Origin of the sequence: Enterococcus sp. BWB1-3 (assembly GCF_016745275.1) — a bacterium.
GTDB lineage: Bacteria > Bacillota > Bacilli > Lactobacillales > Enterococcaceae > Enterococcus_L.
On record NZ_JADOEP010000001.1, the window covers coordinates 233,371 to 248,106 of the forward strand.

Genomic DNA, 14,736 nt, shown 5'->3' on the forward strand with positions numbered 1-14,736 from the left:
GCTGGCGGTTTTTTGTCAAAGCTCTCAGTTAATTAATCGGTCAGTTTTTGATAGATTCTTTTGAGTTGATCATTTTTATCCCTATCCAGTATATAAAAGAATTACAGGTACGTTCTATTTTACAGAAAATCTTTAGAGTAACTTAGTAAATCATACTAAAAAATAAAGAAGTGGAGAAGCATTTTTTTCAGATTTTTTTATTGTTAGTAAACTTCTGGTATTTTCAGATAAAGGAAATGTTTTTTTAGTCTTCTCTCTGCTGTCAAGCTGCTCAAAGTTGTTTCATATTTGATCTTTGATATAATAAATAGAAGCAACTATTACAGGAAAGAAGGAACAGGCTATGATTGCAAGAGTCAACAAGTTGAGACAGGAAATGAAGAAAAACAATATCGCTGCATTTCTGGTTACAAGTAAGTACAATTTACGTTATTTAACTAATTTTACAGGAACGACCGGACTTGCTGTTGTTACTTTAGACAAAGCATTTTTTATTACTGATTTTCGTTATACGGAACAGGCAGCAGAACAGGCGCAGGGGTTTGAAATCGTTAAAAATACCGGATCTATTTTCGATGAAGTAATGGAGCTGGCAGAAAAAGAAGAGCTTTCCAATCTGGCTTTTGAAGAGACCCATGTGAGCTTTGCTGAATATAGTGTGTTGGAGGAAATTTTATCCTGTGAGCTAATTCCAGTGGCAGGGATGATTGAGGCTCTGAGAGAAGTGAAAGATGAAGATGAAATCGCAATGATTCAACAGGCCTGCAACATAGCTGATTCTGCCTATGAACATATTCTGAAAGTGATTAAACCGGGAATGACCGAGATTGAAGTGGCGAATCAAATGGATTTTTATATGCGTTCTTTAGGAGCTTCCGGTGTTTCGTTTGATACGATTGTAGCCAGCGGTGTCCGTTCAGCTATGCCTCATGGTGTAGCCAGCGATAAGCTGATTGAAAAAGGAGATTTAATTACTCTTGATTTTGGCTGTTACTATCAAGGCTATGTATCTGATATGACACGAACCTTCGCTATTGGAGAGCCTGATCCGAAACTGAAAGAGATTTATGAAATTGTACTGGAAGCTCAGTTAAAAGTTTTGGAAGAAGCGAAGCCAGGCTTAACCGGTTTTCAGCTGGATGCAGTAGCACGTAATCACATTGCTTCCTATGGTTATGAAGAAGCCTTTGGACACAGCACCGGACACGGAATCGGACTGGAAATTCATGAAGGTCCAAATGTCTCATTTAAAGCAGATGTGCAGTTTACTGTAGGAAATGTGATAACTGATGAGCCTGGAATTTACATCCCGGGACTGGGCGGCGTTCGTATTGAGGATGACCTGTTGATTACTCCAGAAGGAAATCGTGTTCTGACTCATTCACCGAAAGAACTGATTATTTTATAGCAAATGCTGAATCCGACTGATTTAAGGAAGAAATGAATGGGCTGTTCTATAAAAAAATGTCTAGTGTCTTTTACATTCAGAGAAGGAGCTTCAGCGTTTTTTCTGGTGGCGTAGTCGCTTGTTTAATGTTAAACTAGGAACGAGTAAAAAGACAGATGTTTAGCTGTTCAGTCAGCAGTATTGACTGAGTAGATGAAGGAGGAACCAAATGATTTCTGTTAATGATTTCAAAACTGGGCTGACCATTGAAGTAGATGGAGCAATCTGGCGTGTAGTAGATTTTCAGCATGTGAAGCCTGGTAAAGGAGCTGCTTTTGTCCGTTCGAAGTTAAAAAATCTTCGTACAGGCGGCGTTCAGGAAAAAACGTTTCGTGCAGGCGAAAAAGTGGCAAAAGCTCAAATTGATAACCGTAAAATGCACTATTTGTATGAAAACGGCGAAAGCCATGTGTTTATGGATCTGGAAACGTATGAACAGATTGAAATTCCTGAAGAACAAATTCAGGATGAACTAAAATACATGCTGGAAAATATGGAATTGAGTATCATTATGTTTGGTTCTGAAATTCTTGGTGTTGATTTACCGAATACAGTGACATTGGAAGTAACATCTACTGACCCGAACATTAAAGGAGATACTTCTTCTGGAGGATCAAAACCTGCAACTATGGAAACGGGTGTTGTTGTGAATGTGCCGTTCTTTGTTAATCAGGGAGATCGGCTGATTGTTAATACAGCAGACGGAAGTTATGTGTCACGGGCATAAAGGACAGGAGGATTTATAATGGCAGAAGAAAGAAATCTTATTATTGATACAAAAGACGCTTTGGGCGAAATAGTTATTGCTCCGGAGGTCATTGAAGTAATTATTGGTATTGCCGCATCAAAAATTGATGGTGTCTATGGCATGCGAGGTACTTTTGCTAATAACGTAACAGAATTTCTGGGACGTGCAGCACATGGGAAAGGTGTCTATCTGAATCAGGAAGAAGATGGACTGAAAGTGGATATCTACTGTTACTTGGAATATGGTGTGTCTGTACCTAAAGCAGCGCTGGAAATGCAGGAGCGTGTAAAACAGCAGGTACTGTTTATGACAGATATTGATCTAATTGAAGTGAATATTCATGTTGTGGCGGTTATTCCGGAAAAGCTGCCTGAACCTGATTTTTCAGAACTTTTCCCGGAGGATGGGGAAGAGAATGAGTAAAGAAGCATTTACTCGACATGAGATTAGAGAAAAAGCCCTTCAGGCTCTTTTTCCTTTAGACTTTAACAGCGACCTGACAAAGCAGGATGCAATTACAAATGCTCTTGAACTGGATCATGGCGAAATGATCAGCGAAGATGGAGAAGAATTTGTCCCTGTCTATCTTGATGTACTGGTTGGCGGCGTCTGTGAAAAGAAAGAGGAGCTGGATCAGCTGATTCAAGGTCATTTAGGTAAAAACTGGACGATTCAGCGCATTGCAAAACTGGATCTGATTATCCTGCGAATTGCCATCTTTGAAATGAAGTACGCAGCAGACGTTCCGAATACTGTTGCGCTGAATGAAGCACTTGAGTTGGCTAAAAAATACAGTGATGACAGTTCAAGAAAATTTATTAACGGCGTGCTGTCTAATGTTATGAAGGGTCTGCAGGAATAACTTGATAAAAAAATGAATGACTTCCCTTATGCTCAGTCAGTACTTGGTTACGCTTGCTGCTATTGAGAGGGAAGTTTTTCAATTTCTTGAACCGATTCTGCTGAACATTAGTCATGTCTTTTTCTAACGAAAGACTGTTACTTATAGTGTCAAGCAACCTGAAATTATGCTAGAATAAAAGCATTGAAAAATTTGGGAAGAAAGTAGATCGTATCTTTTTTTAGAATAGCCGGCTGATGAAGGCAGAAAAACAGGTTGTTTAAGAATCGAAAAAATCAGATGACCGATCTTATTTCATTGTTTACTTATAGAAATAGGGGAAAAAGAACAATATATTATTCATTACCGGTACAGTCAAGTGCTGATCGGTTGTTAAAAAACAGGAGGAGTATGAACATGGGGCAATTAATCAACGGCCGGGAACTGGCAGATAAAATGCAGGAAGAAATGAAAAATGAAGTAAGTAAGCTGCAAGAAAGCGGGATTACTCCGGGTATTGTTGTTTTGCTGGTTGGCGAAAATCACGCCAGTCAGACTTATGTGAAAAACAAGGATCTGGCAGCAGCCCGTATCGGCATTCATTCAAAGGTGGAGCAATTGCCGGAGACGATCACAGAAGAGGAACTGCTTGGCAAAATTGAGCAATATAATCAGGATAAAAATTTTCACGGGATACTGGTTCAGCTGCCTCTCCCAAAGCATATTGATGAAGACAAAGTATTGCTGGCGATTGATCCGGCAAAGGATGTAGACGGTTTTCATCCGGTGAATCTTGGTCATCTGTTTATTGGAAAACCAACAATGATTCCTTGTACACCTTATGGCATTATGAAAATGTTTGAAGCCTATGATATTGATCTTGAAGGGAAACGAGCTGTGGTCATTGGTCGCAGTAATATTGTCGGTAAACCAATGGCACAGTTGCTGTTGATGAAAAGTGCTACTGTCACTATTGCACATTCCAAGACAAAAAATCTGGCGGAGCTTACCCGTGAAGCAGATATACTAGTAGTAGCCATTGGGAGAGGGCATTTTGTAACAAAAGAGTTCGTGAAGCCTGGTGCGGTGGTCATTGATGTTGGCATGAACAGAGATGAAAACGGCAAACTTATTGGCGATGTGAAATTTGATGAGGTTTCTGAAACAGCAGGCTTCATTACACCGGTACCTAAAGGAGTCGGACCAATGACCATTACCATGCTGATGTATCAGACCATCGAAGCAGCAAAGCGAATAAATTAAGTAAGAATATCTTTCTTAGTGTATGGAAATCCTTATATTCAAAGTAAAAATAATTTAACAGTCAATCATTCTATATAGAATAATAAAAACTGTATTGCTTCATTCGACAGAGGAACAGGATAATTGAATGACTGGCCTCGTATCAATCCAGTACCTGCTCATTTGGTTTGCAGATAGGGCAGACTGGTAAAATAATACAGGCAGTATCAAAAAAGAGAAGAGGAACGTAATGACGCAGCAATATTTAACAGTGACTGCATTAACTAAATATTTGAAGCGTAAATTTGATGCAGATCCTTATCTGGGGCGTGTCTATCTGACTGGAGAAATCTCCAATTTTCGATTGAGGGCAAACGCTCATCAGTATTTCAGCTTGAAAGATGACCGTGCTAAAATATCTGCAATTATGTTTAAATCTGCCTTTCAAAAATTGAAATTTCAGCCGAAGGAAGGTATGAAAGTGCTCGTTGTCGGCAGAATTTCATTATATGAAAATGGCGGGTCCTATCAAATTTATGTAGAACATATGGAACCTGACGGGGTTGGTGCGCTTTATCAGGCTTTGGCTGAACTAAAGGAAAAGCTATCAAAAGAGGGTCTGTTTGATGGCGTGAAAAAGCCGCTGCCCAAATATCCCAAACGGATTGCCATTATAACAAGTCCGAGCGGAGCTGTAATCAGAGATATTATTACCACGGTAAAAAGACGATATCCAATTGCTCAGCTGGTTCTGTTTCCCACCTTGGTTCAAGGGGATCAGGCAGCGGCTGATATTGTCAAGAATATTCATCGAGTGGAAGAAGAAGGTACCTTTGATACCATGATTATTGGTCGTGGAGGAGGTTCCATCGAGGATCTCTGGTCATTTAATGAAGAAGTGGTCGCTAGAGCAATTTTTGATACGGCGATTCCAGTTATTTCTTCTGTGGGTCACGAAACAGATGTTACCGTTGCTGATCTGGTTGCTGATGTGCGTGCGGCTACACCGACTGCGGCAGCGGAGCTTGCGGTTCCGGTACTTTCAGAGGAATTGATGCGTATTCGTGATAAGCAAAGCAGATTGGAGCAAAGCTTTCTCTATTTGCTGCAGCAAAAGAACGAGCGCTATACTCGTTTAAAAAATTCGTATGTTTTTCTTCAACCGGATCGTTTATATGAAGGTCAGGCCGTTAAACTGGATAAAATGATGCAGCGGCTGAATCAGGGGATGCAGGCCATTTATCATGAAAGATATCAGGTCTCACAGCAGATTATCAGTCGTCTGGTACAGCAAAATCCTACAGGAAGAATCAGGGAAGCGCGTCAGCAGGTAAATTTCATGAGTCAGCGTTTAACTGATCGTAAGGATAATTATATGAGCAATCAGCAAAAACGGCTGATTTCAGCTATTCAGCAGCTGGATTTGCTGAGTCCTTTAAAAATTATGGGGCGCGGCTACAGTTATACAACGAAGAATGAGATAGTTGTTAAATCAGCAGAAGAGCTCAGTGTGAACGATAAATTGACCATTCACTATGTTGATGGAGAAGTGACGGCTGTCATTGATTCGGTTGAGTTGAACAAAAAAGAGAAATAAATGAGTGACAGCATTCATGCAGGAGTCTGAAGAATCTGAAAAGTATCATCGTTGATGAAGAAGGAAAAGGAGCAGCAAGATGCCAAAAAAAACAGAGAAAACATTTGAAGAATCATTAAATGAACTGGAAGAAATTGTGCAGCGTCTGGAAAGAGGAGATGTTCCCTTGGAGGAAGCGTTGGATGCCTTTCAAAAAGGAGTGCTGCTAAGCAAACATTGTCAGGATACCTTGGAAAAAGCAGAAAAAACACTGACAAAAATGATGACTGACACAAATGAGGAAGTTGCCTTTGAAGAGAGTGAAGCAGAATGACAGAAGCCTTTCAGAAATTCCGAGCAGTCTATGTTCCGCTGGTCGAAAAAGAGATGATAGGCTTTTTGGAAAAGCACACTGCCAATGACTATTTAAAAGAGAGTATGTTGTATTCTATACAGGCTGGGGGGAAAAGGCTCCGTCCGCTTCTGGTAATCGCTGCGGTTCTTTCCTTTGGCAAAGAGCTTGAAAAAGAGGTCTGTCAGGTTGCTGCAGCTCTGGAAATGATCCATACGTATTCTTTGATTCATGATGATTTGCCGGCAATGGATGATGATGATCTTCGCAGAGGAAAACCGACCAATCATAAAGTTTATGGAGAAGCGCATGCGATTTTGGCAGGTGATGGTCTGCTGACAGCAGCTATTCAGCTGATTGCTGTCAGCCAGCTGGACATGTCGAAGAAAGTACTCTTAATTCAGCAACTGACAAGAGCGGCGGGAACACAGGGAATGGTTGCCGGACAAGCTGGCGACTTGCAGGGAGAAACACGTTCTCTGTCTTTGGAAGAACTGGTGGAAGTACATGAAGCTAAAACAGGTGCGCTCATTGAATTTGCTCTGATAGCAGGCGGAATTTTGGCAGATCAGACTGAGGTTATTATTGAACTTCTGAGCAGTTTTGCCCGCTATTTAGGACTGGCTTTTCAGATCAGAGATGATTTACTGGACGTAACAAGCTCGGAAGAAGAGCTTGGCAAGCAAGTGGGCAGAGATGAAACTTTAAATAAAAGTACGTATCCCGGATTGCTTGGAATAAAAGGAGCAGCAAAGGAATTTGAACAGCAGATGAAGCTTGCAAGCGAAAAATTAGCTGAAATTCAAGCCTGTAACAATGAATTTCAGCCGGTGCTTCTGGAAAATATACTGAAACAGCTGGCGCTTCAGTAAGGAGAAGAAGAGCATGAAGAAAGAACGAGTGGATGTCCTGGCATTTAATCAGGAATTATTTGAGACAAGAGAAAAAGCAAAACGCGGTGTTATGGCTGGACTGGTCTATAATGATAAAAATGAGCGATTGGATAAACCAGGAGAAAAAATTCCTGTAGACAGTATTTTGCAGGTGAAAGGTCAGACATTGCCTTACGTCTCTCGAGGCGGTTTGAAGCTGGAAAAAGCGTTGAAGGTATTTGACATAGCAGTTCAAGATAAAATTATGCTCGATATTGGCGCGTCAACCGGAGGCTTTACGGATGCGGCACTGCAGAATGGTGCGAAAATGAGTTATGCGCTGGATGTAGGGTACAATCAGCTTGCCTGGAAAATCAGACAGGATGAACGAGTTGTAGTTATGGAACGAACAAACTTCAGGTACAGCGAACCGGAAGACTTTTCAAAAGGACAGCCAGAGGTTGCCACGATTGATGTTTCATTCATTTCTTTGCGTCTTATTTTACCTCCGCTCCATAAAATATTAAAATCGGGCGGCGATGTTGTTGCACTTATAAAGCCTCAGTTTGAAGCTGGAAAAGAACAAGTTGGTAAAAAGGGAATTGTAAGAGATCCACATACACACACGGCTGTCTTAGAGGATATTCTTAGTTTTTCAGCAAGATCAGGCTACAAAGTTGCCGAACTGGATTATTCACCTATTACTGGAGGAGAAGGAAATATTGAATTTTTGGTTCATTTGATTTCAGTTGAAAATGAAGGAAGTATTGCACCTGAGGTTGATATTGAAGGCACTGTTCAGCAAGCTCATCAAAAATTAAAAAAGGCTTGATATAGAAAAATTGAGACGTTAATGCTCAGTTTTTTTATTTTAAACGGTTTTTGAAAGTGCTGTACACTATGATAAAATCGGCTTGTCAACTTGCATAAAATCAACAGTACTTTTTTAATTCTTTAAAAACAATGAAAAATGCGCTATGATAAAATGGAAATGAACCTGAAAAGGAGTAAAGTATTATGAGGAAGAAAGATCGTCATCGGTTAATCACTCGTCTGCTGACAGACAATAACATACAAAAACAGGAAGACTTTGTTTCCTTATTACAATCTGCAGGTGTGGAAGTGACGCAGGCAACTATTTCAAGAGATATTAAAGAAATGAAACTAATCAAAATACCATCAATAGAGGGCGGCTATCGGTACAGTATCCCTTTGGAGACGCAGGAAGACACAAAGAAAAAACTGGAAAAATTGATGAAAGAAGCATTTGTTTCTGTTGATCAAATGGAAAAATATGTGGTACTGCACACAATTCCGGGGAATGCCAAAGCATCGGCAGATTTGATTGAAAAGCAGTACAAAGAACAGCTGTTTGCAACGATCTGTGATGATGACAGCGTTCTGATGATCACACGGACAGAACAGGATGCTGGATTTTTAAGAGAAGAATTCTTCAATTATTTATAATGTAACGGGGTGAAAAATTATGCTGCAGGAGCTTTCAGTAAAAAACTTTGCAATTATCTCCTCACTGGAATTGGAATTTCGGAAGGGAATGACTGTTCTTACCGGAGAAACCGGGGCAGGGAAATCGATTATTATTGATGCAGTGGGCTTGTTAACTGGAGGAAGAGGCTCCAGTGATTTTATTCGTCAAGGTGCATCTAAATGTACGTTGGAGGGGTTGTTTACTCTGCCTGCTAATCCGGAGTTAATTGCATTACTGGATGAACAAGGGATTGAGCAGGAAGAAGAAATGCTGATTCTGCAAAGAGATATTTTTTCCTCAGGTAAAAATATTTGCCGTGTGAATGGACGAATTGTTACCATTGCCACGCTTAGAAGAGTTGGTGAATTTCTTGTTGATATCCATGGACAAAATGAGCATCAGGAATTAATGCACAACGAGAAGCATTTAGGTATGCTTGATGATTTTGGCGGCAGTGATCTTCGTGTGATTAAACAGGAGTATACTGAAGGCTATCAGGAATACTGTCAGCTGGAGCAAAAGGTTAGGAGTCTTCAAAAAAATGAAAAAGCATTCGCTCAGCGTTTGGACATGCTCCAGTTTCAACGTAATGAGATTGAAGAGGCTAAACTGACAGCTGGTGAAGAAGAACAGCTGACAGAAGAACGAAATAAACTGGCAAATTTTCAAAAAATTGTAGATGTACTGGCTGGCAGCTATGAGGCAATCAACGGGGAAGAAAACAGCAGTTTGGATAAAATAGCCTATGCGATGAATGAACTGACTACCATTGAAACGCTGGATACTGAATATCAGGCTATATCAGAAACGGTTCAAAATGGATACTATCAGCTTCAGGAAGCAAGTGCAGATTTGTCTCGTCATTTAGGTCAGCTTGAGCTTGATGAAGGTCGTCTGGATGAAGTTGAAAATCGGTTGGAATTGATCAGACAGTTGAAAAGAAAATATGGGGAATCCATCGCTTCCATATTAGATTATTATCAGGAAATCAGCGAAGAGCTGGCTGAAAATGGGCTGCTTGATGGAAAAGCAGATGAGTTGGAGCAGATACTTGCTGAGAAAAAAGAACAGGTGCTGAAGCTTGGACGCAAACTCAGTCAAATACGTAAGGAAGCAGCAGCTGGTCTGGAAAAAAGTATTTTAAAAGAGCTGAAAGAGCTCTATATGGAACGAACGGAATTTCAAGTGAATTTCCAGAACAACTCGGAAGAGGTGCTGACAGAAGATGGATTGGATCAAGTGGAATTTTACATCACCACGAATCCGGGAGAACCTTTAAAGCCGTTAGTAAAAGTAGCTTCAGGAGGAGAGCTTTCTCGGGTCATGCTGGCACTGAAAACTATTTTTTCAAAGACCCAGGGTATTACAAGTATTGTATTTGATGAGGTGGATACTGGAGTCAGCGGGCGAGTGGCTCAGGCAATTGCTGATAAAATCTACCAAATTTCCAAAAAATCTCAGGTTTTATGCATTACTCATCTGCCGCAGGTTGCAGCGATGGCTGATTATCAGTATTTTATTTCCAAAGAAATCAGTAATAATCGGACAGAAACGAAAGTTCGCAGACTTACCGGAGAGGAACGTACGTCAGAGGTTGCAAGAATGCTTTCTGGAAGCGAGATTACTCCGCTGACAATGGAGCATGCCAAAGAACTGCTTCAACTGGCTGATAAGGAGAAAGCAATCTAACTAAACAGCGTAATAAGTTTAATACTTGTCTTTAAAGACAGGCTCAGTCCTGATCTGAATAGTATGATATAAGAAGAAGCGCTTTTCAATAAAAAAAGGGACTACTTTTGTACAGTCCCTTTTATTGTACTCAAAAATCCCAATGAAATGAACCCTTTCCGGTTCTTTCATTGGGATTTTATTATGGACTAATGTCACAGTCCCTAAAGCCGAATAAACTGTGTTCCAGTCTTTGTATAATTCGAGCCTTCGTAAGAAGCTTTGTCACAACCTCTGCTTGTATGCCCGATTTATCTCAGATATAAAATCGCAGTGATGATAGTTGAACCTAAAATTGCAATCAACATCAGCCAAACAACGAATTTTGTAATTTTCGAAAAGGTACTGGTTTTCTTTTTATTCATCATTCTCACATCCTTTGCCTCTTACAGTTTACAACCTTTTATGAAAATCATCAACAGCAATTTACAGGAGATTTCTCTTTTTTAGGAATCGAATCACACCAATACATACTATGGAAGTAATGATAAAAATCCATAAAAAGGCGTCTTCTCTGCTTGCAAACGGCAGTTTAACATTCATTCCGTAAATCCCTCCGATAATTGTCGGAATGGTCAAAACAATCGTCAGAGAAGTTAGAATCTTCATAACTATATTTAGATTATTGGACACTATAGATGAGAATGTACTGCTGATCTGGTTTACCAGTTTTAATTGAATCTTGGTTGTCGTCAGAGCCTGCTTCATTTCTACAAGTATGTCGTGAAGATGAGGCAGATGATCAAATTTTTGTGCTTCTTTTCGAGTATCATAGAGTTGTCTGATCACACTGATATTCTCAGAAATAGCAGATTCAAAATAGACAAGGCTTTTCTGGATATCCATCATTTGGTAAAGCTGACTGTTTTCTGTTGCAATTTTCAATTCGCCCTCAAGATCACCAATCTCAGTAATAATCTTTGCAAGAAAGCTATTATAATGTTTGGAAATACGCCAGAGCAGCTGAAATAAAATGGCATTTTTTGTTGATAGTTGGGACTGAGAAAGATTTTCTGTCCGAACCTCATTGATAAAGTCAGTTGTTCTGTTGGTAACTGTGATAAGCTTTTCGTTTTTTGCCTGTATGACTGCGCAAGGAAAAGTATCCAACTGCATATATCCGCTTGGACTCAATGAGGCTATTGGATATTGAACCAATATTAATGCTGGGTGTTCACTGGCATTTTGCCAGTTTCCTTCAGAACGTGCCATTTCTCTTTCATCAAGGACACTGGTAATATAGTCTTTCGGTAGTTCGTAGGTTGAGATCAAATGATCTGCTTCTTCTTTGGTAGGAGCCTCCGCTATAATCCACTGAACTTCAGGGCTGTCTTGAGCTGTGCCGCTGAAACCGGCTGTGTCCTTTTTTAAATATGTAATCAATTCTGCCACCTCTTTCAAAAAAATCAATAGATAATTTCATTATAAGCGATTGAGCCCTTGAATAGTAACTGAATGACTTGTAAAATGGTATTATTTAGGCATCAACTTTTAAAGGAAATGAAACATGAGTGTAAAGTAAATGCAGTATAGTTAAACTAGGAGCTGTTTGAAAACTGTGGAGGAATTCGAATTTTTCAGGAATTTTAGTTGAGGTCTAAATTTACCAAACAAAAAAGCCGACTCATTTTAACGTGTTCATTTTTCTGTAAATAATGGTTGGAAAAATAGGATATATTCTCGTACGCATACCGTCCTACTAACTTGTAACAGGGGAAGCAGGATGGTATGTGTACGAGAATGAGATTGATTTTATGGTCATAAAATCAATTCATTAATACAGAGTAGTTGTCAATGCTTTTTCGAATAGACGTGTTTGTATTGAGAATCGAACAATATGAGACTCATGGATGCAAGTCTTTTCTTTGGTGCAGTTTAGTAGAATTGTCAGTCCCGCGTCTGTAGGAATATTTAGTGGTATAGTATGTGTCCGACAATAAAAAGAATGTTGCCACATTCTTTCTTTAAATGGAGTTAGCTCATATCTATTTCTTTGAAAATATTCGCTGCTAGAGTTTTCAAACAGGTCCTAAGTGTTATGAAAGGAATTGTTCTGGATGGTCTCTTTTTCAATTATTATGCTTCTTTGGTATGTTTTTCCGGTGGCAGCTTTATTCGCATCAAGTATTCTTATTACAAGGCTTTCTCTTGCAGAACGCTACAAGGTGAAAGCTCCTGATATTGCGACGCCGTTTCTGTTGATTGGAATGCATGTTTTATCAAAGGATACATATAATCAATCGATCATTCCCTATATGTTTATTTCTATTTTATTATTAGGGATATGTGTGGCTCTTTTTCAGGCATACTATTATGGAGAATTGATTTATGGACGCTATTTTAAGATGTTCTGGCGTCTTAATTTTTTATTGGTTCTAGTGGTATATGTTTTATTAGTGTTGTCCAACATTAGTCATTATTTGTTTTGAAAAGAAAAAATCGCCCGGAAATCGCGGAACAGAAGCGTTGATTCCGTTTTCTGCAAAATATGGTTAAATGATGAAATGTTACAAAGTCTTTAAATAACAGTGATTTGGTATAAGTTTTTTGGTTTTAAGTGGTAGAAAGTGGTGGAATATGGTAGACTGTTTCTATCAAGTGGAAAAGCGGGGAATCCGACTATGTTGATGGGCGAATTTCAACATAATATTGATGCCAAGGGCAGATTAATTGTGCCAGCCAAACTTCGTGATGAACTTGGAGACAAATTCATTGTTACTCGAGGAATGGACGGCTGCTTATTTGGTTATCCATTATCGGAATGGACAATATTGGAAGAAAAGTTGAAAACAATGCCCCTTGCAAAGAAAGATACCCGTACATTCGTCCGCTATTTTTATTCGGCTGCTGCTGAATGTGAAGTGGATAAACAGGGAAGAATCAATATTCCTGCAACATTAAGAGCTCACGGCAATCTGGAAAAGGGCTGTGTGATTATCGGTGTTTCAAACCGGATTGAAATTTGGGATGAAGCCAGATGGGCAGAATTTTCAGCAGAAGCTGAAGAGAATTTTGATGAAATCGCTGAAACAATGACTGATTTTGGTTTTTAAGGATGAGGAGCATGCATGGTGGAGTTTCAGCATTATACTGTTTTACTAAAAGAGACAGTAGACGGATTGGCAGTTAAAAAAAATGGTATCTATGTAGACTGTACCTTGGGTGGTGCAGGACACAGTGAGTATCTCTTGTCCCAATTAGATGAAACCGGTCATTTATATGCTTTCGATCAGGATCAAAAAGCACTGGACTTTGCAGCAGAGCGACTGAAGAAATACGTGGATAAAGGAATGGTCACATTTGTTAAATCAAACTTCCGCTATTTGAAGGAACGTTTGAATGAGCTCAATGTCCAGCATATTGATGGAGCCATTTATGATCTTGGAGTCTCTTCCCCTCAACTGGATGAAGCAGGTCGAGGATTTAGTTATCATAAGGATGCACCGTTGGATATGAGAATGGATCAGAGTGCAGAATTAACTGCTTATGATATTGTAAATACATACTCCTATCAGGAATTAATTAAAATATTTTTTCGTTATGGAGAAGAAAAATTTTCAAAACAGATTGCTAGAGAAATCGAGCGGGTGAGAAGTAAACAGCCAATCGAAACAACTGGCGAGTTAGTTGACATTATTAAGACAGCTATCCCTGCTGCTGCACGCCGCACTGGAGGACACCCTGCGAAAAGAATTTTTCAGGCGATCCGAATAGCCGTCAATGATGAGCTTCGTGTGATTGAAGAATCACTGGAGCAGGCAATTTCTTTGATTAGTTTATCGGGGAGAATCAGTGTCATTACCTTCCATTCATTGGAAGATCGAATTGTAAAAAATATGTTTAAAGAATACAGCTCAATAAAAGATCTGCCGCCCGGGCTGCCGGTTGTACCTGAAGAATTTCAACCGGAATTAAAGGTGATTACAAGAAAACCTGTATTACCGGGAGCGCAGGAATTAGAAGAAAATAATCGCTCGCGAAGCGCGAAGCTGAGAATAGCTGAGAGAATAAAAGTAAATTAGGGGAAGGAGAGCAGAGGATGGCAGAATTGAAGAAATATGAAGAAACAAATTATATAGGAATCATGGACGAAGCAGTGATTGAAACAGAAAGTCCTGAAATAAAAATTCAATCGCCGGAAAATCTGCCATATTCTCCTAAGAAACGCCTAAGAAATGTTTCACTTTTTGAAAAATTTCTTAGTATTGTTATATTGGCTGCAGCAATCAGTGTTGCGGTGTTGACAATCCAAGTCAGAACAGCCATTGTTCAGACAACAAATGACATCACCAATGCACAGGCAGAAATAAAGCTCAAAGAAAATACTGCTTTGCAATTGGAACAGGAAAAAAATGAACTTTCAAAAGCAGACCGTATTAAGCAAACTGCTGAAGAACAAGGCCTTTCAGAAATTGATGGAAACTTAAGGAAAGTGAATTAA

The 14,736-nt window shown here is 39.5% G+C and carries 17 protein-coding genes; 15 read left to right on the forward strand and 2 right to left on the reverse strand.

The window, feature by feature from the left end:
• The first annotated feature begins 343 nt into the window (after positions 1-343).
• The 11 genes from IW492_RS01185 (at position 344) to recN (ending at position 10,256) form a co-directional block, all read left to right on the forward strand.
• The gene (locus IW492_RS01185; protein WP_202064329.1) at positions 344-1,408 is read left to right on the forward strand and encodes a M24 family metallopeptidase; all 1,065 of its coding nucleotides are present in this window, start codon (positions 344-346) and stop codon (positions 1,406-1,408) included.
• Between the two features lie 208 nt (positions 1,409-1,616).
• Entirely contained in the window at positions 1,617-2,174 is a 558-nt protein-coding gene (gene efp, locus IW492_RS01190) for an elongation factor P (RefSeq protein ID WP_202064335.1), read from the forward strand.
• 18 nt (positions 2,175-2,192) lie between these two features.
• Positions 2,193-2,618: an Asp23/Gls24 family envelope stress response protein gene (locus tag IW492_RS01195; RefSeq protein ID WP_202064337.1), complete on the forward strand. Its 426-nt coding sequence runs from the start codon at positions 2,193-2,195 to the stop codon at positions 2,616-2,618.
• Positions 2,611-3,057 (forward strand): transcription antitermination factor NusB, encoded by a 447-nt coding sequence (gene nusB / locus IW492_RS01200; protein WP_202064339.1) that lies wholly within the window; start codon positions 2,611-2,613, stop codon positions 3,055-3,057. The genes IW492_RS01195 and nusB overlap by 8 nt, the downstream gene beginning before the upstream one ends.
• Before the next feature lie 396 nt (positions 3,058-3,453).
• Positions 3,454-4,299 (forward strand): bifunctional methylenetetrahydrofolate dehydrogenase/methenyltetrahydrofolate cyclohydrolase, encoded by an 846-nt coding sequence (locus tag IW492_RS01205; protein ID WP_202064340.1) that lies wholly within the window; start codon positions 3,454-3,456, stop codon positions 4,297-4,299.
• 229 nt (positions 4,300-4,528) lie between these two features.
• The gene (xseA, locus tag IW492_RS01210) at positions 4,529-5,875 is read left to right on the forward strand and encodes an exodeoxyribonuclease VII large subunit (RefSeq protein WP_202064341.1); all 1,347 of its coding nucleotides are present in this window, start codon (positions 4,529-4,531) and stop codon (positions 5,873-5,875) included.
• A gap of 79 nt (positions 5,876-5,954) precedes the next feature.
• The gene (locus tag IW492_RS01215; protein ID WP_202064342.1) at positions 5,955-6,188 is read left to right on the forward strand and encodes an exodeoxyribonuclease VII small subunit; all 234 of its coding nucleotides are present in this window, start codon (positions 5,955-5,957) and stop codon (positions 6,186-6,188) included.
• Complete coding sequence (locus IW492_RS01220) at positions 6,185-7,078, forward strand: polyprenyl synthetase family protein (protein ID WP_202064343.1); 894 nt, start codon at positions 6,185-6,187, stop codon at positions 7,076-7,078. The genes IW492_RS01215 and IW492_RS01220 overlap by 4 nt, the downstream gene beginning before the upstream one ends.
• Positions 7,079-7,091: 13 nt before the next feature.
• On the forward strand, positions 7,092-7,910 hold the full coding sequence (locus tag IW492_RS01225) for a TlyA family RNA methyltransferase (RefSeq protein ID WP_202064344.1): 819 nt from the start codon (positions 7,092-7,094) through the stop codon (positions 7,908-7,910).
• Between the two features lie 185 nt (positions 7,911-8,095).
• Positions 8,096-8,545, forward strand: a complete 450-nt coding sequence (argR, locus tag IW492_RS01230) for an arginine repressor (protein ID WP_202064345.1) — start codon at positions 8,096-8,098, stop codon at positions 8,543-8,545.
• A 19-nt stretch (positions 8,546-8,564) separates the two neighbouring features.
• Complete coding sequence (gene recN / locus IW492_RS01235; protein WP_202064347.1) at positions 8,565-10,256, forward strand: DNA repair protein RecN; 1,692 nt, start codon at positions 8,565-8,567, stop codon at positions 10,254-10,256.
• Between the two features lie 290 nt (positions 10,257-10,546).
• Here the strand turns inward: recN and IW492_RS01240 are convergent, their stop codons facing one another.
• Both IW492_RS01240 and IW492_RS01245 read right to left on the reverse strand, forming a co-directional pair.
• Positions 10,547-10,663: a DUF4044 domain-containing protein gene (locus IW492_RS01240; RefSeq protein WP_202064445.1), complete on the reverse strand. Its 117-nt coding sequence runs from the start codon at positions 10,661-10,663 to the stop codon at positions 10,547-10,549.
• A gap of 58 nt (positions 10,664-10,721) precedes the next feature.
• Positions 10,722-11,678 carry a magnesium transporter CorA family protein gene (locus IW492_RS01245; protein WP_202064348.1) on the reverse strand — a complete coding sequence of 319 codons (957 nt, stop codon included), beginning with the start codon at positions 11,676-11,678 and terminating at the stop codon, positions 10,722-10,724.
• 674 nt (positions 11,679-12,352) lie between these two features.
• Between IW492_RS01245 and IW492_RS01250 the strand changes: the two genes are divergently transcribed.
• The 4 genes from IW492_RS01250 to ftsL all read left to right on the forward strand — a co-directional run bounded on the left by IW492_RS01250 (position 12,353) and on the right by ftsL (position 14,736).
• A complete protein-coding gene (locus IW492_RS01250; RefSeq protein WP_202064349.1) occupies positions 12,353-12,724 on the forward strand; it encodes a DUF3397 domain-containing protein in 372 nt (123 codons plus the stop codon).
• 138 nt (positions 12,725-12,862) lie between these two features.
• Positions 12,863-13,348 (forward strand): division/cell wall cluster transcriptional repressor MraZ, encoded by a 486-nt coding sequence (mraZ, locus tag IW492_RS01255; protein ID WP_202064350.1) that lies wholly within the window; start codon positions 12,863-12,865, stop codon positions 13,346-13,348.
• Positions 13,349-13,363: 15 nt separating this feature from the next.
• The gene (gene rsmH / locus IW492_RS01260) at positions 13,364-14,317 is read left to right on the forward strand and encodes a 16S rRNA (cytosine(1402)-N(4))-methyltransferase RsmH (RefSeq protein ID WP_202064351.1); all 954 of its coding nucleotides are present in this window, start codon (positions 13,364-13,366) and stop codon (positions 14,315-14,317) included.
• 17 nt (positions 14,318-14,334) lie between these two features.
• Positions 14,335-14,736 (forward strand): cell division protein FtsL, encoded by a 402-nt coding sequence (gene ftsL / locus IW492_RS01265; RefSeq protein ID WP_202064359.1) that lies wholly within the window; start codon positions 14,335-14,337, stop codon positions 14,734-14,736.